Annotated in this window: 26 protein-coding genes; 4 read left to right on the top strand and 22 right to left on the bottom strand. The window is 30.9% G+C overall.

The annotated features are described in order from the left end of the window. Positions 1-125: 125 nt before the first annotated feature. The 5 genes from C4Q29_RS04470 to C4Q29_RS04485 all read right to left on the bottom strand — a co-directional run bounded on the left by C4Q29_RS04470 (position 126) and on the right by C4Q29_RS04485 (position 5,960). A complete protein-coding gene (locus tag C4Q29_RS04470; RefSeq protein ID WP_103981614.1) occupies positions 126-785 on the bottom strand; it encodes a PH domain-containing protein in 660 nt (219 codons plus the stop codon). Positions 786-873: 88 nt separating this feature from the next. Then, positions 874-1,881: a ribosome small subunit-dependent GTPase A gene (gene rsgA, locus C4Q29_RS04475; RefSeq protein ID WP_103981615.1), complete on the bottom strand. Its 1,008-nt coding sequence runs from the start codon at positions 1,879-1,881 to the stop codon at positions 874-876. A 9-nt stretch (positions 1,882-1,890) separates the two neighbouring features. Next, positions 1,891-3,489 (bottom strand): ATP-binding cassette domain-containing protein, encoded by a 1,599-nt coding sequence (locus tag C4Q29_RS04480; RefSeq protein ID WP_103981616.1) that lies wholly within the window; start codon positions 3,487-3,489, stop codon positions 1,891-1,893. Positions 3,490-3,508: 19 nt separating this feature from the next. Next, entirely contained in the window at positions 3,509-3,661 is a 153-nt protein-coding gene (locus tag C4Q29_RS06335) for a hypothetical protein (RefSeq protein WP_159459213.1), read from the bottom strand. A gap of 145 nt (positions 3,662-3,806) precedes the next feature. Further along, positions 3,807-5,960: a DNA internalization-related competence protein ComEC/Rec2 gene (locus C4Q29_RS04485; RefSeq protein ID WP_103981617.1), complete on the bottom strand. Its 2,154-nt coding sequence runs from the start codon at positions 5,958-5,960 to the stop codon at positions 3,807-3,809. Positions 5,961-5,980: 20 nt separating this feature from the next. Between C4Q29_RS04485 and C4Q29_RS04490 the strand changes: the two genes are divergently transcribed. Then, entirely contained in the window at positions 5,981-6,595 is a 615-nt protein-coding gene (locus C4Q29_RS04490) for a hypothetical protein (RefSeq protein ID WP_103981618.1), read from the top strand. 70 nt (positions 6,596-6,665) lie between these two features. Here the strand turns inward: C4Q29_RS04490 and C4Q29_RS04495 are convergent, their stop codons facing one another. From C4Q29_RS04495 to C4Q29_RS04515, 5 genes are all read right to left on the bottom strand, one after another. Then, positions 6,666-7,019, bottom strand: a complete 354-nt coding sequence (locus C4Q29_RS04495) for a sigma-70 RNA polymerase sigma factor region 4 domain-containing protein (protein WP_103981619.1) — start codon at positions 7,017-7,019, stop codon at positions 6,666-6,668. 129 nt (positions 7,020-7,148) lie between these two features. Then, positions 7,149-7,880 carry an HAD family hydrolase gene (locus tag C4Q29_RS04500; RefSeq protein WP_103981620.1) on the bottom strand — a complete coding sequence of 244 codons (732 nt, stop codon included), beginning with the start codon at positions 7,878-7,880 and terminating at the stop codon, positions 7,149-7,151. Positions 7,881-7,904: 24 nt separating this feature from the next. Beyond that, positions 7,905-8,450: a hypothetical protein gene (locus tag C4Q29_RS04505; protein WP_103981621.1), complete on the bottom strand. Its 546-nt coding sequence runs from the start codon at positions 8,448-8,450 to the stop codon at positions 7,905-7,907. Between the two features lie 13 nt (positions 8,451-8,463). Beyond that, positions 8,464-9,267, bottom strand: a complete 804-nt coding sequence (gene map, locus C4Q29_RS04510; RefSeq protein ID WP_103981622.1) for a type I methionyl aminopeptidase — start codon at positions 9,265-9,267, stop codon at positions 8,464-8,466. 2 nt (positions 9,268-9,269) lie between these two features. Beyond that, on the bottom strand, positions 9,270-10,154 hold the full coding sequence (locus tag C4Q29_RS04515) for a tetratricopeptide repeat protein (protein ID WP_159459214.1): 885 nt from the start codon (positions 10,152-10,154) through the stop codon (positions 9,270-9,272). A gap of 131 nt (positions 10,155-10,285) precedes the next feature. Here C4Q29_RS04515 and C4Q29_RS04520 point away from each other — a divergent pair, with 131 nt between their 5' ends. Next, positions 10,286-11,116 carry a phosphatase PAP2 family protein gene (locus C4Q29_RS04520; RefSeq protein ID WP_103981624.1) on the top strand — a complete coding sequence of 277 codons (831 nt, stop codon included), beginning with the start codon at positions 10,286-10,288 and terminating at the stop codon, positions 11,114-11,116. A gap of 63 nt (positions 11,117-11,179) precedes the next feature. Here the strand turns inward: C4Q29_RS04520 and C4Q29_RS04525 are convergent, their stop codons facing one another. Both C4Q29_RS04525 and C4Q29_RS04530 read right to left on the bottom strand, forming a co-directional pair. After that, a complete protein-coding gene (locus C4Q29_RS04525; protein ID WP_103981625.1) occupies positions 11,180-12,001 on the bottom strand; it encodes an HAD family hydrolase in 822 nt (273 codons plus the stop codon). Continuing rightward, complete coding sequence (locus C4Q29_RS04530; RefSeq protein ID WP_103981626.1) at positions 12,002-12,832, bottom strand: aminoglycoside 6-adenylyltransferase; 831 nt, start codon at positions 12,830-12,832, stop codon at positions 12,002-12,004. A gap of 131 nt (positions 12,833-12,963) precedes the next feature. On the opposite strand from C4Q29_RS04530, the gene mscL reads away from it, so the two are divergent. After that, complete coding sequence (mscL, locus tag C4Q29_RS04535; RefSeq protein ID WP_103981627.1) at positions 12,964-13,350, top strand: large-conductance mechanosensitive channel protein MscL; 387 nt, start codon at positions 12,964-12,966, stop codon at positions 13,348-13,350. Positions 13,351-13,411: 61 nt separating this feature from the next. Here the strand turns inward: mscL and C4Q29_RS04540 are convergent, their stop codons facing one another. The 9 genes from C4Q29_RS04540 to C4Q29_RS04580 form a co-directional block, all read right to left on the bottom strand. Beyond that, complete coding sequence (locus C4Q29_RS04540) at positions 13,412-14,017, bottom strand: ribonuclease H1 domain-containing protein (protein WP_103981628.1); 606 nt, start codon at positions 14,015-14,017, stop codon at positions 13,412-13,414. After that, on the bottom strand, positions 14,010-14,549 hold the full coding sequence (locus C4Q29_RS04545; protein WP_103981629.1) for a phosphatidylglycerophosphatase A family protein: 540 nt from the start codon (positions 14,547-14,549) through the stop codon (positions 14,010-14,012). The genes C4Q29_RS04540 and C4Q29_RS04545 overlap by 8 nt, the downstream gene beginning before the upstream one ends. An 8-nt stretch (positions 14,550-14,557) precedes the next feature. Then, positions 14,558-15,832, bottom strand: coding sequence for a glucose-6-phosphate isomerase (locus C4Q29_RS04550; RefSeq protein WP_103981630.1), 1,275 nt, complete (start codon positions 15,830-15,832; stop codon positions 14,558-14,560). Further along, complete coding sequence (locus C4Q29_RS04555; protein WP_103981631.1) at positions 15,804-16,949, bottom strand: SpoIIE family protein phosphatase; 1,146 nt, start codon at positions 16,947-16,949, stop codon at positions 15,804-15,806. The genes C4Q29_RS04550 and C4Q29_RS04555 overlap by 29 nt, the downstream gene beginning before the upstream one ends. Before the next feature lies 1 nt (position 16,950). After that, complete coding sequence (locus tag C4Q29_RS04560) at positions 16,951-18,096, bottom strand: THUMP domain-containing class I SAM-dependent RNA methyltransferase (protein WP_103981632.1); 1,146 nt, start codon at positions 18,094-18,096, stop codon at positions 16,951-16,953. A gap of 942 nt (positions 18,097-19,038) precedes the next feature. Then, on the bottom strand, positions 19,039-19,689 hold the full coding sequence (locus C4Q29_RS04565; protein WP_103981633.1) for a 50S ribosomal protein L25: 651 nt from the start codon (positions 19,687-19,689) through the stop codon (positions 19,039-19,041). 71 nt (positions 19,690-19,760) lie between these two features. After that, positions 19,761-20,912, bottom strand: coding sequence for a DUF1002 domain-containing protein (locus tag C4Q29_RS04570; RefSeq protein ID WP_103981634.1), 1,152 nt, complete (start codon positions 20,910-20,912; stop codon positions 19,761-19,763). An 8-nt stretch (positions 20,913-20,920) separates the two neighbouring features. Further along, positions 20,921-22,039 (bottom strand): PIN/TRAM domain-containing protein, encoded by a 1,119-nt coding sequence (locus C4Q29_RS04575; protein ID WP_103981635.1) that lies wholly within the window; start codon positions 22,037-22,039, stop codon positions 20,921-20,923. 22 nt (positions 22,040-22,061) lie between these two features. Continuing rightward, positions 22,062-22,526, bottom strand: coding sequence for a CarD family transcriptional regulator (locus tag C4Q29_RS04580; protein WP_103981636.1), 465 nt, complete (start codon positions 22,524-22,526; stop codon positions 22,062-22,064). A gap of 336 nt (positions 22,527-22,862) precedes the next feature. Here C4Q29_RS04580 and thiT point away from each other — a divergent pair, with 336 nt between their 5' ends. Beyond that, positions 22,863-23,402, top strand: coding sequence for an energy-coupled thiamine transporter ThiT (gene thiT / locus C4Q29_RS04585; protein ID WP_103981637.1), 540 nt, complete (start codon positions 22,863-22,865; stop codon positions 23,400-23,402). A 498-nt stretch (positions 23,403-23,900) separates the two neighbouring features. On the opposite strand, the gene C4Q29_RS04590 is transcribed toward thiT, so the two are convergent. Continuing rightward, positions 23,901-24,500: a peptidylprolyl isomerase gene (locus tag C4Q29_RS04590; RefSeq protein ID WP_103981672.1), complete on the bottom strand. Its 600-nt coding sequence runs from the start codon at positions 24,498-24,500 to the stop codon at positions 23,901-23,903. Positions 24,501-24,655: the final 155 nt, after the last annotated feature.

Genomic DNA, 24,655 nt, shown 5'->3' on the forward strand with positions numbered 1-24,655 from the left:
TACAGGTATTTACTAAAGTATTTTTGTTAATTTTTTGTAACAAAGGAAAAGTATGTCAAAAATCAAGCAGTTTTTTACTAACTCTACAAAAAAAGAGAACTATTTCTAGTTCTCTTTAAAATATTTTATTTATCATCAAATCTTGTATTGTAACCAGGGTTTTTATCTGGTCTGTAGGCATTTGGATATTGTTGGTCTGTTGTAACATCTAGAGAATTATTCTTAATTAACTTGAATAATTCATAAGGTTTTTCAACCCCTATCAACCTTATACCTCTAACAGTATAACTTCCATCTCCATCTGAGTAGCTCCTATCTGGAGTAAGGGCTATGGTTCCTCTGTTAAACAACTTACCTAAGATTCCAACATTTACATTTAATTTATTTATTTCTCTATATTCTATATTTTGTATATCTCTTCCTATAATCCCGGACTCTATATATACTCTTAAGTCAGTAACATAGTAATTGACCTTGAAAGATTCTATAATCCTTTTAATTGGCATTAATATAAAGGCACCGGCTATTACTATAAATATTAAAAGTGGAATTATAGAAAACAAACTAAAGGATCTGCCAAACATTCCTTCTGCAGCCATGCCAGGCAAGTCTCTAAATTCTCTTGAGAATGTAAAAAAATTGCTTCCTATAGATATGAATACTGTTGCCCACACTATAAAAAATAGAAAGGCTAGTATACTAAAACCGTTAAACACATACATCAACTTGTGCGGCTTACCCTGCCAAAGTATCTTTTCATTATCATCTATAAAATAAGGTTTCATATTAACTCCTTAAAATTTCGATTATCTTAATTCTACTCTTTTATGATATTGTATATCACACCTTTATTATACCCAGTTTTTTATAATGTTACCTATTATTTCTTTTTAATCTTTCCTTTTTAATTAACTTTTTTTCCTCAAATTTCTTAAATTTAAGTTCTTTATCCTTATTTATAAGGTATCTTTTATATAGTTCACTTGATAAGTCTCCATTTTCAATTGCTTTTTTTACAGCACAACCAGGCTCTGTTTCATGCTTACAATCATTAAATTTACACATTTTACTTAAATTATTAATTTCTTCAAATAAAATATCTTCATCAACCTCTCTACTAGTTGAAATCGTCTTAAATCCTGGAGTATCTATCAAGTAAGAATTTGTTTTCTGTAAGTAATATAAGGTGCTTGATGTTGTAGTATGCTTACCTTTACCATCACTCCTTACACCTTGAGTAGCTACATCTTGTTTTGATAATAAATAATTTGTCAATGTAGACTTTCCGGCTCCAGATGAGCCCACTAAAATTGCAGTCTTATTTTCTTTAAATAATAATTTAATATTAATTAAGGAATTTTCGTTATATATAGAATATGGTCTAACCTTCACATTAGGATATACTTCCTTAATCGTCCCAATGATCTTCTGACTATTATCATCAAAATCACTTTTAGATATTAAAACTACTATTTCCTCAGACATATTTCCAAAAGTCAATAAATATCTTTCAAATTTTGATAAAGTAAATCTTTGATCAGCTGCAATTAGTATAAAAATTTGATCTACATTTGAAGCAAGAATTTGTTCATTATTATTATAGCTATAGTCTTTTTTTGTAGTATTTGCAGCCTTGCTCACAATTGACATTCTTTCATACGATTTTTTTATATAATTTTCATTATCAAATTGAATCAATTCTACAAAATCGCCAACCACTAAAGAATCATTAATACTCGTTATATTTATATTCAAAATATTATTTTCGTCATTTGCTATTTTAAGATCTGTCCTACTCTTATTTATAATTCTATACATATTTAAATCTTTAGACAGATTATTTACCTTGATATATTCCTTTATTCCATAATCAATGCTCAATACTTACTCCTATAATGTTATAATATCATCTGTCATATTTTTTATTTCTCGCCTCAATAAGTGAGTAACCATAATCACTGTCAATTCTTTATTAGAAAATATCATCTTTTCAATTTCTATTGCAGCATCATTATGAAGTGAGGAAGTAGCTTCGTCGATTAAAATAACATTTTTGTCTCTCAACAACCCTCTAGCTATAACAATCCTTTGTTTTTGACCACCTGAAATATTTTTACCATTCATACTTATTAGTGTGTCAATTCCATTTGGTAAACTATTAATCCAAGATTCCAAACCTACTTCTTTCATAACCTTATTTAATCTTTCCTCACTTATATCCTCAGATAAGAGTATGTTTTCTCTTATGCTTGCATTAAATATATGTGGATTTTGATTTAAATAGATTATTTTACTTCTAATAGATTCTTTACTTATGTCCCTTATATTCTGACCATCCCACATTATATTTCCATCATATTTATTTAACTTACCAATAAGTATATTCAGTAATGTGGTTTTTCCTTTGCCTGATTCACCTAATATCACATACTTTTTATTTCTTTCAAAATTATAAGTGAAATTATCTAAAATGTTTGTCTTGTCATTATATGAAAAACTTAAATTATCTACTTTGATAGAATCTTGTAGCTTGTCAATTTTTAATAATTCTAAGTCTCTACTTTCTATAATTGAATCAAACTTCTCGAATATCGGATTTAATGCTTTCATTTCAAGCAAATTTGCCGAAAATCCTGTTAAACCTGAAAATATAAGTGCTGAAAAATAATGAATTCCACTTATAGCTCCTATTGGAATTACACTATTAAAAAATAAATATGCTGTCTGAGTAAAAAGTATTACTTGACTTACTAAACTTGTCCCATTTACAGTACTAGACATTTTCCCAGTTATATCTGCATAAATATATTTTTGTCTAGCAAGTCGTCTAGAAGAGTAATCCACCCTATTAATCATATATTTTTCTAAATTAAGGAATTTTAAATCCTCATACCCATTAAAAATATCTGTTAAATCATTGGTTAATCTTTCATTTTCGACACTTACATTTTCCATCTCTGTTTGTACTTTTTTCTTAAAAAGTTTTGGTGCATTGATAACAAATACAGCTAAAACAAGCATAGTAAACAATATAGAGTAATTGAAATATATAGTCGCTATGGCACTAAATATGATCGAAACTACTTGTCCAATTACATAATTTAATACATCAAATCCATAATCATTTATGATTGAAATGTCATTTGTTAACCATGAAATATAGGCTCCCGCTTCCTTCTTAGCGTACTCCTCATAGCCAGTATTAATTAGCCTTTGAGTAACATCTTTTCTTATTTCTATATTAGATTCTTGAACCCATTTTTGATAATATATTTTCATAAAATAGATTTCAAATATCCAAATAGTTATATCCACTATCATTAATATAAGCCATGTCTTAAATCCATCAATATCTTTATTGGATATATTGGTAATTAATTTGGCAGTTGAAAACCCCCAAAAAACAACACAAAATTGTTCCAAAATGTTTAATAAAATTATAATTGAAGTTAATTTCCACTTTTTCTTTAAATAATATAAAAAATTCATCCTCTTCCTTTATTAGTCTTTATTCTTCAATTTTCCTCTTATTATTAAAATATTCAAATACTAATAAAAAGAAAATTATATATTCTACCCCTGTTAATTTTGATATGCCTAACCTATAAATAATCAAGCCAGCAATAATTAACTTAATAATAATACCTAGGTATTTATGCATAGTTTCCTCCTTATATTTGAATACCAAAACAATTTATAGTGCAAAATTTATATATGTTTTAATACCATTATTATTCTTTAATAATAATTTATTTATATCAATCGGTCAATATATTTATACATTTAGTCTTGATTTGTATAACTTTTTAATAAAAAAGCAACTCGCTCAACAAGTCTCCCACACTCCTCTTCTCCCAGTATCTTTTTATATGGTATCCATAGGGTCTAAATTTTATTTCAATATTTCCCTCTTGGTCGGTTCTGTAGATTTCAATATTATTATCCTTTAATCTAGATAGGACTTTTGGATTTGGGTGACCATATCTATTTTTATAGCCAGCGGAAATCAAGGCTTTAGAAAATTTATTATTTTCCAAAAACTCTTTTGATGTGGAAAATTTTGATCCGTGATGGGATACTTTCAAGAAATCAATTAAATCCTTGGTCTTTATATTATTTTCCTCTTCTCCTATGTCTCCAGTTAAAAGAAGCTTATATTTAAATACATTAGCAAGGATGACAGCTGAAGTCTCATTGCTTTCTGGGTGGTCGGGATTTACATATAAGACTTCTAAGTTTAAAGGATAAGAGTTAAATTTATCATTGGATTTTATTGGATAAGTTTTAAAATCATCTAAATTGTTGGAATAAATTTTTCCTATCTGCATCTTATTTACTAGGTAATATAGGTTGCCCATATGGTCTATATCAGGATGGGATATAAAAACATAGTCAAGCTTATAAACTCCATTTTTGATTAGGTACTGGTAGATATTGTCTCCAGATCTTTCCTTATTTAAATAGTCGCCACCTGTATCAAATAGGATATTGAGATTACTATCCCTATAAAGAATGGCATCTCCCTGGCCTACATCAATAATATTTACCGTAGCTGATGGAATGATTATCTTAACTAGAAGAAACACACCTGACAAATATAGCAAAAATATTTTTTTCTTTCTTTTTAGATGGTAGATCAAAATCCTATAATTAAAAATTATGTATATAAAGATAAAATAGAAAACGGTTGCTTTTAGGGACAAAGACGGAAATGACATCCAGAGGTTTTTTCCCAGATGTTCCATAGTTTCCACTAGAAAGATTATTATGTCAAAGCTTGGATTTATGATATAGGATAAAAATCCAAAGTTAGAAATAACTAGTATAAATGATAAAAATAAAATCCTAGACATGATCGGTACGACCAATAAATTTGCTACAAAAGTAATCAGGTTAAACTTATTGAAATATAGGGATAAGAAAGGAAGTAGTCCCAGTTGAATAGCAAGGTTTCCCAAGATAAAATCTGGAGTCTTCCTGAAGATCCTACTCAAATTTGGACTTATATAATAAATAGCAAATACAGAGGCATAAGACAAATAAAAGGCTGCCGAATAGATATAAAAAGGATTTATCAAAAGACATAAGGTCATGGCAACCAGCATATCATTTATCCTATCTTTTATATTTAAAGTATAAATAGTTAAAATGGATAAGCTATACATGATAATAGACCTAATAAAAGAAACAGGAAAATCTACTATATAACCATAAAAAACAAGGAGACTTATTATAAAAACAGAATAATATTTTTTGTTCAAATGCAGCCTTTTTCCTAGCTGGTCAAGAAGACTAATTAGGATGTTTAAGTGCAGTCCGGATATAGCTAAGATATGGGCTAGGCCTAAGTTGGTAAAAGAATCAGTGATTTGACCACTTTTATCACTTGCTAAAAGCATTGATTTCACTAAACTAGCTCCCTGCTTGGATAGGTTTTTATCTATTATTTCAGTCATATAGGATTTCACTCCATACTTCCACCTATCTTTATGCCCTACCATCTCTACCTTAGCCTTTTTGATTTCATAAAAAATCTTTTTAGACTTGTAATATTTACTTTTGTTAAAGTTTCTGAAATTGTTATAATACCTAATTTTTTCTAGCCTTCCTCTGACTTTCACTACATCACCTTCTTTAAGGACCTGGTCATTATAAAATATATAAGTCCTTGTATCCGACTTTATAAAATAAAGCTTATAATCATCAGTTTCTTTTACTTTAACAATTTCCCCTCTAAGGTCAATCCAAGTTTTACTAATATATTGATAGTTAAAATTTGTAAGTGTATAGCCTATAAGTAGGCACAAAATAAAAATAATGGTATTTTCCCTATATTTCGTATAAAATATAAATATGAGTGAAATAGATAAAAAGACAAATACAAGGTCTATTAAAATAAATTCATGAATTAGAATCCCTGTTATTAGAGCCACAAGGATTAATAAAATGGGTCTTTTCATAGAATCTCCTGGAGTTTAGTATGAATGTTTACATTAATGAATTAAATAGTAGAATAATTAAAAGAAAATATATAAATAACAAGACACACCTGGTTAGCAAGGAAAATATTCTTCTTGACTATAAGAAGTACAATATAGAGGAAGAAGAGGTCTTTATAAATAATTTTCCTGTTGAAGAGATTTATGAGTCAAGCCTAGGCTTCGCTATGGTGGCAGACTTCAAGGCAAGTAATGATAAAATCAAAATTTATGTAGACTATGACAAGAGGATTAAGATCTTAGAATCTTTGACTTTAAGACTTCTCATTAAAAATTGTTTGGATAAATATTTTAATCTTAAAACTTCAAATTTTTACACTAGCCCAGATGAGTCTTATTTTGAAATAGATGATATTTATTTTGATGAAGACGCAAATACTATCTGTGATATACTTACAAAAAATATCAATACTTACCTATCTTACAATCTTGCTATAAGGTCAAATAAAAAGGAGAATAAAACAATGGTAAATGGATTAATAGATACCGAGTATTTTCCTTATCACTTAAGTAGCCTTAGTGAAATACCTAAATTTAATATAACAAGATATAAAATTATAAATAAGGCTTTGAGAATCTATTACTCTACAAGATAATTATATACAAGGGGGACGACTAAAAACTGTCAAAATTATTACAATTTTGACTTACCTGTCTTCCTCCTTTTTATTTTATTATTTCCTTAATTTTAGCTAATTCTTGAGATAACTTCCTATATATCTGTCTCATCTTCCTATAATAGGTTGAATGGGAGCAATATAATTCATTTGAAATTTCTTCCACATCCATTTCATACTTATATCTCATATCTATCAAATTCTTTTCCTTGTCATTTAACCTATAATACAACAAGTCTCTAATTATAATCTCAGTCTGAGCATTTTTAAGTATTTCCGATTCTTTATTGTTTTCTAAATATTTCACATCCGACTCTTTTAAATCATTTCTATACATTTCTATATAATCTAAATTTTTGTTATAATTCCTAAAATAATTTTTAACTTCTTTTACATTTACCATGTATTGTATCCAGGGGTCTTCCCCCTTATATCAGAATTATTATACTCAAAAATTTATAATGAGAATTAAAAAACCAGCCAAGGATTAATCCTTAGCTGGCTTACTAATTATTTTCTAATTGATATTTACTTATTCACTAATTTTATAGATATTCACATCCGGGTTTAGTTCATAGATAACATCTTTTCTTTCTACAACTATTTTTGCCCTAGATTTTAATTCTTCATCAGCATTGATTTTATCTAAAAATCTCTTTGACGGGTTTATAGCGGTTGCATTTTTCATGGTCTTTAGCATGGTATAATCACCATTTGTATCACCATAGGCATAGGACTTATCTACATCTATATTGTATTTTTCAACTAGTCTATTTATTTCTTTTTGCTTGGACTTTGAATCCCACATTTGACTTATTTGTCCCGTAAATACTCCATACTGGTCAAAGAAATATTCAGTACCACTGGAATCTGATATATCATATAAGTCGCCCAACATTTTTACTAAATAGGTTGGAGATCCTGAAACAAAAAACACCTTATGACCATTCTCCTTGTGGAATCTAATCCTATCTCTGGTGTAGGCATAAACCATTTCCCCACCTTCTTCAATAACTTGTTTGGCAGTTTCAAGGATAAGCGATTCATGAATGCCTGTTAATTTTTCTTTGTATATATCGCCCATTTTTGAAATAAAGTCATCATAGTCACCATATCTCTTTTCATAGGCCTCATACTTAGCCTTTAGGTTTTTTATATAGGCTTCTTGGTCTATAATTCCATATTTTACAAGCTTATTGAAATGTTTAAGCATGATGGATTCCCTTACTAGGGTACCATCTATATCAAAAAATGCTCCTATCATTTAGTCTCCTTATAAGTACTTTACTTACCTTCTAGTTTTCGCTCTTGTTTTTTTAATCTCTTTTGTTGAACCATTTGTTGTTTTTATTATTTTGGTTTCTTGGTCATCATTTTTTGTTTTAATAACTTTAGTTTCTTGGTCTGCATTAGCAGTTTTTATAAGCTTGGTTTCTTGGTTTTCGTCATCTATTTCTTGCTTTATTTGCTCATTTTTTACTACGGCTGTTTTATCTTCTTTTTTTTTACCCTTAAAAAGGTTTGTGAAATTATAGCCTATAGAGTCAAATAAGGATAATATCATGTTTGATATTAGCGATATTGAACCATAAACTGTTACTAAAACGCCTAAGCTTATTATTTTTAAGCCTGCTTTTAATAAAACATTTTTATATCCTATAAACATTATAACTAGTCCTGCTAAGGTCACAATCACTGACAATCCATAGGATAACTTTTTGTTTTTAAGTGTTGTATATATAATTACCGTAACTATAATAGCCACTACGGCTACTATAGGGACTAATGAGTTCGCACCCGAATAGTCTTTTATCAAATCTAATATTGACTTCATCTTTTCTCCTATCTTAGAATTTGTAGTTTTCAATCCAAGCTAATTCTTCATCATTTATTGAATAATCATCTTGGTTTGTTAATACATCTGCCTTATCTTTTTTAATTACTAGGGTATGCTCAAATTGGCAAGATTTTTCTCCATCTCTAGTCCTTGCAACCCAGCCATTATCATCCAATTTCATCTTCCAAGTCCCTACATTTATCATAGGTTCTATAGTAATCACCATATTTTCTATAAGTCTTCTACCTCTGCCTTTGACTCCGTAGTGTGGTACTTGAGGATCTTCATGCATGTCCTTACCAATACCATGCCCTACAAAGTCTCTTACAACAGAGAAACCTTGGTCTTCAGCATAGGATTGGATGGCATGGCCAATATCTCCCAATCTATTACCATCTATGGCAACTTCTACAGCTCTATCAAGGCTTTCCTTGGTTACATCCATAAGCTTTTGGTCTTGGTCTGAAAGCTCACCAATTGCATATGACCAGCAAGAATCTGATAAGTATCCCTTATATTCTACAACATTATCTATAGATAGGATATCCCCTTCTTTTAGAATGTCATCTTCTCTAGGAAATCCATGGCAAATAACATCATTTAAAGATGTACATAAGGCATATGGAAATCCTTGGTAGCCCTTTTGAGCTGGTCTTGCACCTTTAAATTCCATAAAGGCATCTGCAAAATCATTCACTTGCATGGTTGAAAGTCCCGGCTTCAAAATTTTTCTTATAGCCAAGTGGGTCTTACATAAGATTTCCCCAGCAGCCCTCATTCCTTCAATTTCTTCACTTGTTTTAAGCACTATCATAATTAATCTCCAATAATTTTTATAAATTCTTCATCATTTTTAATTTCATCAAAGTCTGAATCATTCTTTGCATAATCAATGATATTTCTATTTAACTCCACCGATTTTTTTAAATCTTTTAAGGCTTTTTCTTTTTTATTTAACTTCATATATGAACATGCCCTATTGTAATAAAGGGATGATTTCGGTGGGGATACATTTTCTATGGCCTTATCAAGAATGGATATAGATTTTTCATATTCCTTATTCTCTATAAATAAAGCTGATAAATTTAGATAAATAAAGCTATAGTCTTTTTTCCTGTGCATGGCTTGATTATAAAAATATAAGGCTTCATCATATTTTTTTAGCCTACCATAAACTACTCCTTTATTGAAGTATGGCCTAAAATATGAAGGTTCAATCTCTATAGACTTATCCAAAACTTCTAGGGCCTTATCAAATTCATCAATATTTTCATAAATGGCTCCTAAATTGTTGTAGGCCATATAATCATCAGGTCTTAAGCTTATGCTTTTTTTATAATACTTTATAGCTTCTTCATGCCTATTCTGAATATCCATTAAATTAGCTAAAAAGAAATATGCCCTATCATAGTCCGCTTTTATTTTTATACTTTCCTTGTAAAAGCGTTCAGCTAGGTCAAAGTTATCAAGCTTTTCATATTCCATAGCCATGCCATAAAGGGCCTCTGCTTCAGAGGAATCTATTTTGTGTATTTTTTCAAAATATCCTAAGGCTTCTTCACTGTTTTCTAACTCATCATATATGAAAGCTTTTTTATAATAAAGATTAATTAAGTCATCTTCACCTGCATATTTTTCTGCATTTTTAAAAAGAGCTAAGGATTTTTCTAAGTCTCCAGCTTCATACAAATTTTCTGCCATAATATAAAAGTTTTTATACTTTAAATTCATATTTACCTCATTATTCATTATATCAAAAAGTTGGTAAAATTAAACATGTTCATGCTTTTATTATATTTACTTATTTGGTAAGATATTTCTAAGGAGAATTTATGAAAATAAAAAAAGATAAGATTTTTAATTATTTAATGATTTATGGGATTGCTTGCTTGCTTATAGCATCCTTATATGATTTAGATATCAACAAAACCCTATACAATAGAAATGGCATATATCCAAACTTTTTCAGGTTGACTGCCGAAATGCCTATGATAGTTGTTTTTTCCTCTGCTTGTTTTACCTATATAAGGTATGGATACCATAGGACAAATAAAATACTCTTAGCCTTGCTTGCAGTAGCTGCCGTTGGATTTCCATTAGTTTCATCTTTCACAAGCTTATCATATTTTGAAATACATAATGTATTTTTTAGCATGCTTATTTTCTTCTTTTATATGGCATGCAGCTTTTTAATAGCTAGGTCCATCAATGAAACTAGTAGGAATAGAGTATTGGCATACTCCTTATTTGTTATCATATCAATAATATTGATACTTTTAAGTTTTTCAATACTTAAGGGAATTTGGGGTAGAACAAGATTTTTCCCAATGCACCAAGAAAAAGACTACACCATGTTCACTCATTGGTGGCAACTACCGGGAAATAGCGGGAGCGATATATTTAAGTCCTTCCCTTCTGGACACACGGGAGCAGCAGCTAGTACTTTTGTGCTTATATTACTTCCATCTATATTTTATAAGAATAATTTTATTAAAAAATATGAGAATTTCTTTTTATTTGGACCAATTGTATGGACCTTATTAGTCCAATTTGCAAGGATCTTTGATGGAGCCCATTATCTAAGCGATACTGCAGCTTCCATTATAATAAGCTGCCTAGTGATAAGTCTTACTAAAAATATACTTAAAAAATTTATAAAATAAAGAGATAGGGACCCTGACTCATTTAGTAAGTCGAGGTCTCTACCTCTTTATTTCTATATTTAATTAAATTAAATCAAAGTGTTTTAAGGCATTGTAAATTCCATCATCTTCAACATTTGTTGTGATATAGTCTGAAACTTCTTTTACAGGATCTGATGCATTCCCCATGGCAACACCAATATTTGCACTGTGAATCATATCATAGTCATTTAAACTATCACCAAAGGCAAAGGTATCTTCTTGGTTAGCCTTGCAGTATTTTAAAACTTCTTCAATGCCTGTATACTTGTTTACACCCTTAGCTATAATTTCACCATTTACACCGTAATTTATTAGGTCAAAATCTTTGTCTATATGTTTTTTCATTTCTATAAGTTGGTCTTTATTTTCAGCATAAACAGTTAGCTTGCTAATAGGTGTCCTATTTTCAAAATACTCTTCCAAACTCTTTGGGCCTGGTATACCGTAGTGGTAGGCAGCATGTTCATATTGACTTTCTAGCATTAGTTCTTCTGCAACTTTTAGCTTGTCTGAAAAGTCTTTTCTAAGTCCTGAGTTACTGTAGATTTCTTCTGTCCCCTCTAAGATAAAAGGAATGTTTAGGGTGCTTAAAAAATACATTAAATTATCTGCTGCTTCATCAGACATTACCTTGTTTAATATAACTTCATCTCCGACTTCTACGTATCCACCTGCTGCTGCTATAATCCCATCAAATCCAAAATCTTTTAATCTTTCTGGTATTTCTGCATATGACCTACCTGTACAAATGTAGATTTTGTGTCCATTCTCTTTGGCTAGCTCCAAGGCTTTTATGGTTGATTGACTGATTCCTTCTTCATGACTTAACAGGGTACCATCTATATCAAAAAATAGATATTTCATTTAACTCTCCTTATATAATTTTCTTAAAAATCCCAACGTTCTAACATCTTCTTCTTTAGGATATTCATAAGATAGTTTTTCAGCTATATATAAGGCTATTCTCCTATACAAGCTTGCCATTTTGAATATTCCTGTCCAAAAATCATTTCTTCTATCCAGGTTTACTACATATTCGAATTCATCGAAATAATCATTTTCCAAGTAAGTCTTTAAATTTATCCCCATAGTATCTACAAAAACATTACCGTCATATTTTATGCTTATATAAACATTTATTAAGTCTAATAATTCATCTAATAAGTCATCAAATTTTAGGTTAGACTTTATTAAATCTCCATCTTGCCTAGATAATACCGCCTCTGAAAGATCAATATAAAAATCTATAACTTTACTTTCAAATTCAAACTTATCAGGGATTAACCAATAATTTCTTTCATCTGAACTACTTTTTATAGATTTTATGAAAGAATCCTTGTCAAACAAAACTTCATAAGACCTATATTTTTCTAAAAATATTTCCAAGTCTTCTTGTTTAAGTAAAAATAGCTGTAAAAGCTTACCAGTACCAGTGACTATTTTACTATCAACATAGTGAATTTCCTTATATTGGTATTCTTGTATTTTAGATATAATTATATTTTCAGATGAAATTGTTGAATCTAAAACCTCTTTTAGACTTTCATATCCGTCCAGACCTATTATAAGAGTATGAAGCTTTAATCCACCACTATAGGAAAATTTTAGCCCCTTATTAAAAATATATATAAGACTTCTAATATTTTCATTTTTTTCTAAGTCAATCCTCAATTGATCCATATAATTATTTTTCATTTCAACTCCTAAAATAGACTATATATTTATATTGTAGTATATGTGTTTTTTTTGTTCAATTATTTATAAATTGATTAATTTACATTTATTATATATAATATTTATGGATAAAAAAGAAATAGGAGGTAAGTATGTTAAAAGAATTTAAGAAATTTATTGCTCAAGGAAATGTTATAGACCTAGCTATAGGTATGATAATTGGTGCATCTTTTAAAGCTATTGTGGACTCATTTGTAAATGATATTGTTTCACCAATTTTAGGTATCTTCTTAGGTGGAATAGACTTTTCACAATTATCAATTACAGTTGGACAAGCTCAAATCATGTATGGTAACTTCATCAACTCAGTAATCAGTTTCTTAATCATTGCTTTTGTATTATTTATGGTTGTTAAAGCTATAAATACAGCAAAAGAAAGAATGTCAAGAAACAAAGCTGTTGAAGAAGCTGCAGAAGAAGCTGCTCCAAGCAAGGAAGAAGTTTTATTAACAGAAATCAGAGACTTATTAAAAAAATAAGCCTATAAGAAAACCAGTCTAGAGGTCAATTTTTAACCTTAGACTGGTTTTTATTTTTCTATTAATTTATTCCTACTGCCTCTTTAGCAAGTTGGTCGGCCATATCATTGTATTTATCATTTGAATGCGCTTTCACCTTAACAAATTCTATATCTATAAGTTCTTTCTTTTCATTTATAAACTTTTGATAATTTTGAGTTAAGTCTAAATTAGCCTTCCACTCTCCCAAGGCCCAAGCTTTGATTCCCTTGTAATCAAAGTGGATAATTATTTTGGACATTCCCATGTCTATAGCCTTATTTATAGCTTCTCTTGCTCCATAGATTTCTCCAGCGACATTTCTTTGGTCGGAATAGGCCTCATTATCTATAGCCCCATTTAGTTTCATTTCGCCATCCTTGTGGATTAAAACTATACCATAACCAAATACTTTTGTATTAATATTGTAGGATCCATCTACATAGGCAATTACAAGATCTTTATCAAGCTTGTCCAGGTCAAAAACTGAAAGTTCTTCACCTTTTACAAAGTTTTCGGCCTCTTCATAGGTCTTAAAACTCTTGTATTCAGCTCCTTTGAAACCATTTACATAAGTCTTTACTTCGTCCCAATTATCAAAAACACCTATTTTTTTACCTTGCCTTACAGCATAATATTTTTTACTCATAATGATCTAAATTGTGTTCCCTAGATGAGTGAGCTATTCTAGAAGCTGCTGCTGCAGCTACAGCTGCTACCAAGTCATCTAAGAAGGTGTTTACTGCTCCACCTTTTTCAAGGTCAAGGGTAGAAATTATTCCTAACTTCACCTTATCTAAGTAACCAAAGTTAGTTAAACCAATTGACCCATATAGGTTTACTATTGATAAAGGCACGATTTCATCTATACCATAAAGCCCATCGTCAGCCTTTATAACAGATGCTATTGGTTCTGCTAACTTGCCTTCTTCAGCAAGTCTATCTAGTTCTATCCCTGTTAAAACTGCATATACAACTTCTCTTTTTTCAAATACCTTATTTACGTTATATATACAAAATTCCATAGAAAGATCTGGCAAGTAAGGTAATTGCAATTCATGAACAATTGCAGCTATGTCTTCTATGGTCACGCCTCTTTCTTCTAAAGCTTTTTTAGTTGTTTCTGTTAATTCCTCTATAGGGAATCTCTTTTTTGAATTTAAACTGTTTCTATCTTTCATTCTTTCTCCTAAAATCCTGGCTTTCCTAACATCTTGAACATGTTTGATTTGTATAATTCAACACCAGGTTGGTTGAATGGATTTACTCCTAGTACATAACCTGAAGCACCAATTGCATATTCAAAGAAGTAAATTAATTTACCTAGGTTGTATTCATCAAGTCTATCTATACTCAATACTATGTTTGGTACATCACCTTCTGTATGGGCATCAACTGTAGCTTCTAAGGCAACTTGGTTTACTTCATGTACTGTTTTACCTACTAAGTAGTTTAAGTTATCTAAGTTTTCTGCGTCTTCTTTAATTTCCATGTCATATTTTGGAGTATCAATTTTAATTACTGTTTCAAAAAGATTTCTTTGACCTTCTTGGATTATTTGTCCTCTTGAATGTAGGTCTGTAGTAAATATTACTGATGATGGGTAAATACCCTTTCCGTCCTTACCTTCTGATTCACCTGCTAATTGGATAAACCATTCAGTAAAGTAGTAAAGTTTTGGATCATAAGTAACAAGGATCTCTATGTCTTTTCCTTGTCTATATAGAGAATTTCTGCTTGCTACATATTGTAAAACAGCATTGTCAGCAAAGTCAGTGTTTAAAGTTTCTTCTCTCATATCTCTAGCACCTTGCATTAAATCATCGATGTTTATGCCACAAGCTGCTAAAGGTAATAGGCCGCAAGCTGTTAAAACTGAATATCTACCACCAACATTGTCAGGGATTACAAAGCATTCATAACCTTCTTTGTCTGCTAAAGTTTTTAAAGCTCCCTTTTCCCTGTCTGTTGTTGCAAAGATTCTTTCCCTAGCTTCTTCTTTTGAATATTTTTCTTCTAAAATTTCTTTAAATAATCTAAAGGCTACTGCTGGTTCAGTTGTTGTTCCTGACTTAGAAATAACATTTATTGAAAAATCTTTATCTTTTAAGTATTCTTTTAATTCATAAAATTCTGTTGATGATAGGTGGTTACCTGTAAAAATCAACTCTGTATCAGCTTTTTCAAAACTATTTTTCAAGGCTGAATAAACCGCTTGAGCTCCTAGGTATGACCCTCCTATACCGATAGCTACTAAAACATCAGAATTTTTTTGGATCTTTTTACCAGCTTTTTTGATTCTTTCGTATTCATCTTTGTCATAGTCAACAGGTAGGTCTACCCAACCTAAAAAGTCGCTTCCTTCGCCACTTCCGTCTTTTAATTTTTTGTCAGCTTGCAAAACTTCTTCCTTAATTTCTGATAATGCTTCTTCTTTAATTAAGTCTGTTAATCTTATTTTCATTTTTACTCCTTATATCACATAATAATATTGCTATATCGTCTTTTTGGCTTCCTTGCCTAAACATATTAAGTTCATCAACCAGCTTATCTACCAATTGGCTATCATGCTTGTTTTTCTTTAGCCAATTTAAGAGCTTCTGCTCATCAAAGAACTTGCCCTCGTGGTTTTTTGTTTCTGTTAAACCATCTGTATACATTAATATTTTATCACCTTCTATGAGTTTTAGCGTTTTAACTTCATATTTAGGATCTTTAAATAAATTAGAAATCAATTTTCCCTTGTTTTCCAAAACGGCTATTTGTCCACCATTAAACAAGATAGGGAATGTATTGTGGCCAGCATTTACATAGCTTATAGTTTTCTCTTTTGTATCAACTAACATGTATATAATTGAAAAGTACTGGCTAATATCTAATTCTAACTGAGAATACATTTTTTTTAAAGTCAGAATGGTCTCTTCTGGCCCAAAATCCTTATTTTCTTGCAATATTCTTCTCATACTTTGACGAATAAACATGGTCATGATAGAAGCAGAAACTCCATGCCCTACCACGTCTGCCATATATACTCCTATTTTATTTTCATCAATCACTACCACATCAAACACATCACCTGACAAGTCATCTGATGGTATGTGGGCAAATTGAAAATATATATTTCTAAATTTCTTACTCTTGGGAAGAATGCTTTTTTGGATAGTCTTAGCTAAGAGTATATCATTTTGAATTTTCATCCTGGCTTCAAGCAATTTGTTGTTTAACAATTTCTCACCAGTTATATCTCTGTAAACCTCAATATAACCTTCCACCTTATTGTTTTCATCAAATATAGGTGAGGCCTTGGCTGCGTATATCCTTCCGTCAAGATTAATCTCACTTTTGATAGTTTCTTTAATAGTCTTGTCTGATGAATATAAATCAAAAAATAAGTCGGATGATTTTATATACTTGGTATGATTGATCAAATTATTTTTGACCACTTCTCTCATTGACGAGTTTTCATACATTATTTCGCCATTTTCGTCTCTTATCCTAACCAGGTCTTCCATGGCTTCTAAAAATCTAAAGCGTTTAATTTCACTTATCCTAGTGAAGTTTTCAAGTCTTATTCTATTCATCCTAACCTCCAAATAAGAGTGATGGATCTAATCCTGGGTATTGGTAGTAGTCAACTTCTATCCTACCATTAAATAATTTTCTTTTTTTAACAGCCCTGTGTCCAACTTTTCTTTCAAAGTCCTTGTCAGAGCTTATAAAATAAAATGAAGCTGTAGTTAAAGTATTCATATGATTTTTTATAGACTTGTAGATATGGTCCATATCTTCGGCATCCCCCATTCTCTCACCATAAGGAGGGTTTGATATGATCACAGGGAAATTGTTTTTTAATCCAACCCTGCCTACATCTTTTACTACAAATTTTATTTGGTCATCTACACTGGCGTTTATAGCATTTTCTACGGCTATTTTTATTGCATTTCCATCTATATCAAAGCCCATGATATCTAAGTCTTCGTCATTTATAGCTTGATAGGCCTTTAGCTTTTCTTCTTTGTAATATTTTGAATCAAAAAACTTCCAGTGCTTAAAATCAAAGTCTCTAGATATACCGGGTGCAATGTTTTTACCAATCATAGCAGCTTCAATAACTATAGTACCAGACCCTGCAAACAAGTCTACCAGGGGTGTTTCAGACTTCCAATTTGATAAAAGTATAAGGCCTGCAGCCATTGTCTCTTTTAATGGAGCTAAATTGTGCTTGGTTCTATAGCCTCTTTTATGTAAACCGGATCCTGAAGTATCTAAGGTCACACTAGCTACATCTTCAAATATGGATAAGGTAATTTTATATCTTTCCTTATCTTCGTTAAACCAATCAATACCATATTCTTTTCTCATCCTATCTATGATAGCTTTTTTTGTAATGGATTGGTTATCAGAAATAGAAAACATTTTTGACTTATGACTCTTACCTAAGACTATGAATTGCCCATCTTTTGATAGGTAATTTTCCCAGTCAAAGTTATATACATTGTCATATATATCGTCATAGGATAAAGCCTTGAATTCAAATAGCTTTATAAAAACTCTTTCTGCAGTCCTTAGCCACAAGTTCGCTTTTACAATATCAGAAAAATTTCCTTTAAATTCAATTTTTCCATTTGAAACTTCTAGGTCTTCAAAACCTAAGTCTATGCATTCTTGCTTTAATACAGACTCAAGTCCAAATTCACTTGTAACTAATATATCAAAAATCTTTTCCATATTTTCCTCCATTATAATTATAGCAAGAAAGTGTATTTTTGTATATTTAAGACTTAAAATAAAGAAAAGTATTGTAGCTTGTGTTGAGGTGAATATTTATTGGCGTTTGCAATGTCTTTTGGCGAAGATTCATATTGCAGATAACTTCCAGTTTTCTGCCTCAGTCCTAATGTGATGAGGGTCATGATGTTTTTGGGGATTCCATCATGAATTGTTTAATAAGAATGTCATGCGGGTTTTAACGTTTTTGCGGATTCCATCATGACTTTTCATGTCTAATTCACCTTTTTCTCACTCTGTCATGATTGCCTAACCCAGGATTTCATGTGTATTCGAGACTTTCTCCTCCCTGGTATGATTTCCAGGCTCAAGATTTCATGTGTATTCGAGACTTTCTCCTCCCTGGCATGATTTCCAGGCTCATGATTTCATGTGTATTCGAGTCTTTCTCCAATCTGTCATGATTTCCAGGCTCATGATTTCATGTGTATTGAGTCTTTCTACAACCTGTCATGATTTCCTAACCCAGGATTTCATGCGTGTCCGAGTCTTTCTCCTCCCTGTCATGATTCTCAAGCTCAGGATTTCATGTGTATTCGAGACTTTCTCCAATCTGTCATGATTTCCAGGCTCAGGATTTCATGTGTATTCGAGTCTTTCTACAACCTGTCATGATTTCTACGCTTAACTTTTCATGTTTATTTAGAGATTTCTTCTACCTGTCATGATTCCGAGCTCTAATTTGTCATTTGAATTTCGTGACTGCTCCATTGTTAAATCATCCTAACTTGCTTAAGCATTTAAAATTTAGAAATGCCCCATTCTTCCACCGGCCAACAAGCTATTTTCTAGACCTACCCAAATAACAATTAGCCCACAAAAAAACTGACCCAGCTTAGCAGAAATAAATCCGCTCTTAGGTCAGTTAAATAATCAATTATTTTATTCTTCGTCTTCTGATTCTTCTTCGTCAGATTCGCCAATTACTTCTACATCAGCAGCATCTACATCTTCAACTTCTTCGTCTAAGTTTTCTTCTACTGGTTCTGATAATGTAACAACAGCTTCTTCTAAGTCTGTAAGAACTTCAACTTTATCATCGTTTACTACTTCTAAGTCTTTTACATAGAATGTATCATCGTATTCCATTGTTTGAACATCTAATTCAACTTGTGATGGAATATCCATTGGTAAAGCTTCAATTTCGATTTCTTCTAAGTGTTGCATCAATACTGATGGTTGTACGTAGATTTCATCTCTATTTAATAATACAACTGGTACTGAAACTCTTAGTTTTTCATCTAAGTTTACACCTAAGAAATCAACGTGTAAGTATTGGTTCTTGTATGGGTGTCTTTGGTAGTCTCTTATAAGCACCTTGTGGTCTTCACCATCTATTACTAAACTGATAATTGTTGATGTACCAGCTTCTGCGATAATCTTGTCTAATTCTTTTGCAACTACTTGTAAGTTAACATTTTCTTTATCTCTTTGGTATAGTTGTGCTGGCACAATATTTTCTCTTCTTAATTGTCTTGATGCACCAGATCCTTTAACATCTCTAAGTTGTGCATTTAATTTTAATTCGTTCATCTTTCCTCCTACAGATAATATATCAATCGCTTGATATTATAACATATTTTTTTGATTTTACCTAATATTTATTAAAATATGGATTTGAAAAAATCAGATATAGCTTTAAATATGTTTGAAATAAAGTTTCCTATTGATGAGAAGAATCCACTATCACTTGCATTGTTTATTGTATCTTCTGCACCTTTTATTACTTTATCTATATTTTCTTGGCTAACTCCAGATTTGATTTTTTCTAAAATATTTTCAACTTCAGGTGAATCTAAGGCACTTTTAGCTGAATCTAAAATAGAATTTAAATTTTCTTTGCTAAATGTATTTGATAAGGAATTTACGAAGTTTTTACCTTCTTCAGTATTTAAGAAATCTTTAACTCTTTCTAATTCTTTTTCAGCTATTTTTGGCGCTTCCTTAGCTAAGGAATTTAATTGGTCTTTTATTAATCCTAAGTCTAAATTATCTATATTGATAAAGTTATTAAATACAACTTGTAAGTCTTTGATGTTAGCTTGGTTGATAACTTGGTTTAAGTTGTTGTTGTTAATAACATTTTGAATAACTTCAGCAACTTGGTTAGAACTGATATCTCCATCCTTTTCTTTTTTATCAACTAAGTCTTGTTTAATCTCTAAAACAGCCTTGTTTAATGTTTCCTTATTAAATCCATCTTCGCCTTCATGCTCTTTAGCTATAGCATTTATAACTTGAATTTCTTCATTAGCAACTTCAGTTCTCTTTACATCAATATTTTGTCCTGCCAATTCAGCAAGCTTATATACACCTGTAAGGGCTGATGTACCTGTAACCGGTCTAATTGCTGCAACGCTTATATCTAAAGATTTCAAACCTGCAGTGATAGCAGCATTTGAATATTGTAATGAAGTAACTTTTTGAATCATTAAAGGAGTTAAAACTTCAACTTTAATTGAATTTGTCTTATTTGATTTAGCGTAGATAGATGATATCATAGCTGAATCACTATTATCTTCGTTTATGTATTTCTTTGAATCTTCACCCTTTACTGCTACTGCTGTAGGGTTTCCTTTGATTCCTAGAAGTTTTTTAGTTTGTTCTATTTGTTCTTCATTTAAGCCTGCTCCATAAGCATAAGCTCCATCTTCTAATGAAACGCTTGTAGCGTGAATCAAGATTGAAGAAAATGCGCCTAATAGCATCAAACAAGCTAATGTAAGTGCTAAAAATCTAATTAATTTTTCTTTCATATTTTCTCCTATACATTTGTTAATTTTGTAAAAATCATTTTTCCGGCTGAAGTTTGTAAAACTTTATTTACCATTACTTCAACATCTTGGCCAATTAAGTTTTTACCATCTTCAACAACAATCATTGTACCATCCTCTAGGTAAGCAAGTCCTTGGGCTCTTTCCTTACCTTCACTAATGATGGTAACATGCATTCTTTCCCCAGGTATAACTATAGTTTTTACAGAATTTGACAATTCATTAATATTTAAAACCTTAATACCTTGGACATGAGCTAGTTTATTCAAATTAAAATCATTTGTCAATATGGCATAGCCAGTTTCGTTGGCATATTTTAAAAGTTTTATATCAACTTCGTCTGTATCAGTGTAGTCTTTCTTTGAAATTTTCACAGATATCATCTTTGAATCTTTCAATTTATTTACTATATCAAGACCTCTCCTACCCCTTTCTCTTTTGAGATCATCGGCAGAATCCGCTAGAGTCTGTAATTCTTTAAGTACAAAATTTGGAATGATTATCTCACCTTCAAGAAAACCTGTTTCTGCTATATACTCTATTCTTCCATCTATTAAAACAGATGTATCTAGTAGTTTATTACTTACTCCATAAAAGTTTTTATCTCCAACTGGAACTTCTAAATCACCTTTTGAAGAAGTTTTGTTTTTCTTTATATTTTTATTAAAAAACTTAACAATTTCATCCGTGTTCTTAATAGCCATCCTATATCCTAAGGCTCCCAATACTATATATATCAAAATTGATAATATAGTTGATATGCTCTCTAATATAGTTGGCAACCTAAAGATTGTAAGTGGTAAGCTTAATAAAAATGCAATAATAATACCAAAAATAAATCCTGCTAAACCTACTAACATTTTTTCTTTAGGCTGTTTTAATAAAAACACTTCTAACCTATCTACCATTTTTTCTATCTTATTTATTATAAATGGCGCTATAATATACATCAATAACGCAAATACAACCATAAGAACTACATGCGAAGCTATTGTCCAAACATTTGAATTAATTGGTAAAACATCATTTTCTACCAGTAAGTCAGCAATAGCGTAGCCAAGCAATAGTCCCATGGTTGAAATAATAAATCTAATTATTTTTCTTAACATTAAACCTCCTAATAATTATTTATTATTTTATCCATTTTTCAGCCTCTTCCTTGCTAATAGTTTCAGCTATGAGTAATTCGGATACCATTATTCTTTTAGCATTGTTTAACATCTTCTTTTCTGAAGCAGATAGGGCCTTTTCTTCATTTAACAAGGTCAGATTTCTAACAATTTCAGCAGTCTCAAATATATCACCCGTCTTTAATTGCTCTAAATTTTCCCTATATCTTTTGCCCCAATTATCCGACATGGCAGTCCTATCCTCTTTTAAAATTTTTAAGACTTCTTCGCCTTCTTCTTTAGAAATAACAGGTCTAATCTTACTTGTACCTAGCTCACTTTCGGGTATAGACACTTGTATATCATTTATAGGCAATTTTAAAATAAAGTAGTTTTCTACATTTCCTAATATATCAATTTCCTGGATATCTACTATAGTTCCAGCTCCATGTATAGCGTAAACAATCTTATCACCTATTTTGTACATGACACCCTCCTGTTACAATTATATAACAAATGGGCGTCCTTGTAAAAATATAATAGTATATAATAATGTGCAAATTATGTCAATATCTAAATATTTGCTAAGCTTTTCCAAAATATTTGTTAAGATAATTATTTTATTTCTAGCATTCATCGTTAATTAAATCTCATATTTGCAATATTTTCTACTCTGGTGTATGCTTAATTTGTCGCTAGGGGCGCCTTTGGCTGAGAAGTACCCTTGACCTGATCTATATAATGATAGCGTAGGAAAGTTGGCAAGACGCTATATTAGCGTCTTTTTTTATTAGTAAAGATTTTCTTTACTTATGGAGGTTAAATGAAAAATAATAAATCAATGTTTTCAACACAAATGCTTGTTGAAGCAGGTATCATGGTAGCCCTATCTCAAGTATTAGGACTATTCCCTTTATATCAAATGCCACAAGGTGGTGACGTATCTTTATCAATGCTACCAATAATGGTTTTTGCTATTAGATGGGGATTAGCACCTGGTATACTTGTTGGTGTTGTGTATGGTGTAGTTAGTTATATTATCAAACCTTACTTCTACCACCCAATACAGGTATTACTAGACTATCCACTACCAAGTGCAATGATTGGTATAGCTGGTTTATCTTTCTCAAAAGATAAAAACTCTTACTTAGGCTATATTCCATCAATATTAATTGCTTACAGTTTGAAATTTTTAATGCACTTCTTATCTGGTCTAGTATTTTTCCCACCAGAAACAGGTAGTGCCGCTAAGTATTCATTCATATATAACATTACTTATATTGGACCTGAAATTATTATATTTTTAGTAGTTTTCGCTTTATTGTGGAAACCAATGGGTAAATATTTAAGAAGACAATATTAATTATCAAAAATATAGATCTAACTAGCTGTTATAGGTAACTATAGCAGCTTTTTTTGTTGGGAAATTTAGTAGGAATGTTTGGTTGCTTTATTTTTTGGAAACACATACATATAGTAAGTGTCTCAAAATTTTGAGGGAGTTATGAAACTAGAAAAAATCCGAAATGATTCAAATAAATTGAAGAGTTAAATTCTGAATGAAAAAATCTCAAAAATTTCATTCAAATAAAAACTTGTTTTCATTTTTGAATAAATCACCTATAAATAACAAAAAAGCAGAGACACAAAAACGCCTCTGCTCTTACTTGTTTCATTCAGATCAATTTAAGTAAATCCTTAAACTAAATCCCATTCACATCTCATTCTAAAAATGCTTCCACTACGGTCACATTTCTCTTCATTTGATGAGGAATAGCCAGACATCGACTCGTGCTTCCCTTCGCTCTTGCTTGTCGTGTCATGACGTAAAATTGTGCCCCGTCACAATCTTACTCCCATTCTATTCTTCAATTTCAATCTTTTCAATTTTCACATCTTCAAGCGGCTTATCAGCTTGGTCTGTTTGAACTTTTGAAATTTTTTCAACAACTTCCATACCTGAAACTACTTGGCCAAACACTGTGTGTTTACCATCTAAGTGGAAGGCTCCACCAACTTCTTTATAATGGTCAACTACTTTGTCAGGATATCCTTGGTCAGCTCCTAGTTCTCTCATTTGGCTTAAAATATTTGCTGGCACTTCCTTAGCAGTAACTATAAAGAATTGTGAACCATTAGTTTTTGGACCGGCATTTGCCATAGATAAGGCTCCGTAGAAATGTCTAAAATCTACTGAAAACTCATCTTCGAAAGGTGCTCCCCAGATAGATTCTCCACCTGCTCCTGTGGCTGTTGGATCTCCACCTTGGATCATGAAGTCTTCTATTACCCTATGGAAGGTAACATCATTGTAGTATCCATCTTTAGCATGTTTTACAAAATTTTCAACAGCCTTTGGGGCTACTTCTGGAAATAGAATAAGGTCTATTTCACCTAAACTTGTGGTCATTTTTACTTTAATATTTCCTTCTTGGTAGCCTTTAGCTTGATTTAATGTCATATCGTCGTCCTTTCCCTTAGTCTCGTTAACAGTTTCCCTTATACTTTCATTTTCCTTAGCTTTGTCTTTTGAACAAGCTGTTAGAAAGACTAAGACTGTAAGTATCAATAATATTTTCTTCACTTAAACCTCCTAAGTAATAGAAATATTATATC

The sequence above is a fragment of the Helcococcus massiliensis genome (assembly GCF_900258485.1).
GTDB classification, from domain to species: Bacteria; Bacillota; Clostridia; order Tissierellales; family Peptoniphilaceae; genus Helcococcus; species Helcococcus massiliensis.

Coding starts and splice junctions, on each gene's coding strand:
- C4Q29_RS04470 (WP_103981614.1), bottom strand. CDS start 785: ATGAAACCTTATTTTATAGATGATAATGAAAAGATACTTTGGCAGGGT.
- C4Q29_RS04480 (WP_103981616.1), bottom strand. CDS start 3,489: ATGAATTTTTTATATTATTTAAAGAAAAAGTGGAAATTAACTTCAATT.
- C4Q29_RS06335 (WP_159459213.1), bottom strand. CDS start 3,661: ATGCATAAATACCTAGGTATTATTATTAAGTTAATTATTGCTGGCTTG.
- C4Q29_RS04485 (WP_103981617.1), bottom strand. CDS start 5,960: ATGAAAAGACCCATTTTATTAATCCTTGTGGCTCTAATAACAGGGATT.
- C4Q29_RS04490 (WP_103981618.1), top strand. CDS start 5,981: ATGAATGTTTACATTAATGAATTAAATAGTAGAATAATTAAAAGAAAA.
- C4Q29_RS04495 (WP_103981619.1), bottom strand. CDS start 7,019: ATGGTAAATGTAAAAGAAGTTAAAAATTATTTTAGGAATTATAACAAA.
- C4Q29_RS04500 (WP_103981620.1), bottom strand. CDS start 7,880: ATGATAGGAGCATTTTTTGATATAGATGGTACCCTAGTAAGGGAATCC.
- C4Q29_RS04505 (WP_103981621.1), bottom strand. CDS start 8,450: ATGAAGTCAATATTAGATTTGATAAAAGACTATTCGGGTGCGAACTCA.
- map (WP_103981622.1), bottom strand. CDS start 9,267: ATGATAGTGCTTAAAACAAGTGAAGAAATTGAAGGAATGAGGGCTGCT.
- C4Q29_RS04515 (WP_159459214.1), bottom strand. CDS start 10,154: ATGGCAGAAAATTTGTATGAAGCTGGAGACTTAGAAAAATCCTTAGCT.
- C4Q29_RS04520 (WP_103981624.1), top strand. CDS start 10,286: ATGAAAATAAAAAAAGATAAGATTTTTAATTATTTAATGATTTATGGG.
- C4Q29_RS04525 (WP_103981625.1), bottom strand. CDS start 12,001: ATGAAATATCTATTTTTTGATATAGATGGTACCCTGTTAAGTCATGAA.
- C4Q29_RS04530 (WP_103981626.1), bottom strand. CDS start 12,832: ATGAAAAATAATTATATGGATCAATTGAGGATTGACTTAGAAAAAAAT.
- mscL (WP_103981627.1), top strand. CDS start 12,964: ATGTTAAAAGAATTTAAGAAATTTATTGCTCAAGGAAATGTTATAGAC.
- C4Q29_RS04540 (WP_103981628.1), bottom strand. CDS start 14,017: ATGAGTAAAAAATATTATGCTGTAAGGCAAGGTAAAAAAATAGGTGTT.
- C4Q29_RS04545 (WP_103981629.1), bottom strand. CDS start 14,549: ATGAAAGATAGAAACAGTTTAAATTCAAAAAAGAGATTCCCTATAGAG.
- C4Q29_RS04550 (WP_103981630.1), bottom strand. CDS start 15,832: ATGAAAATAAGATTAACAGACTTAATTAAAGAAGAAGCATTATCAGAA.
- C4Q29_RS04555 (WP_103981631.1), bottom strand. CDS start 16,949: ATGAATAGAATAAGACTTGAAAACTTCACTAGGATAAGTGAAATTAAA.
- C4Q29_RS04560 (WP_103981632.1), bottom strand. CDS start 18,096: ATGGAAAAGATTTTTGATATATTAGTTACAAGTGAATTTGGACTTGAG.
- C4Q29_RS04565 (WP_103981633.1), bottom strand. CDS start 19,689: ATGAACGAATTAAAATTAAATGCACAACTTAGAGATGTTAAAGGATCT.
- C4Q29_RS04570 (WP_103981634.1), bottom strand. CDS start 20,912: ATGAAAGAAAAATTAATTAGATTTTTAGCACTTACATTAGCTTGTTTG.
- C4Q29_RS04575 (WP_103981635.1), bottom strand. CDS start 22,039: ATGTTAAGAAAAATAATTAGATTTATTATTTCAACCATGGGACTATTG.
- C4Q29_RS04580 (WP_103981636.1), bottom strand. CDS start 22,526: ATGTACAAAATAGGTGATAAGATTGTTTACGCTATACATGGAGCTGGA.
- thiT (WP_103981637.1), top strand. CDS start 22,863: ATGAAAAATAATAAATCAATGTTTTCAACACAAATGCTTGTTGAAGCA.
- C4Q29_RS04590 (WP_103981672.1), bottom strand. CDS start 24,500: ATGACATTAAATCAAGCTAAAGGCTACCAAGAAGGAAATATTAAAGTA.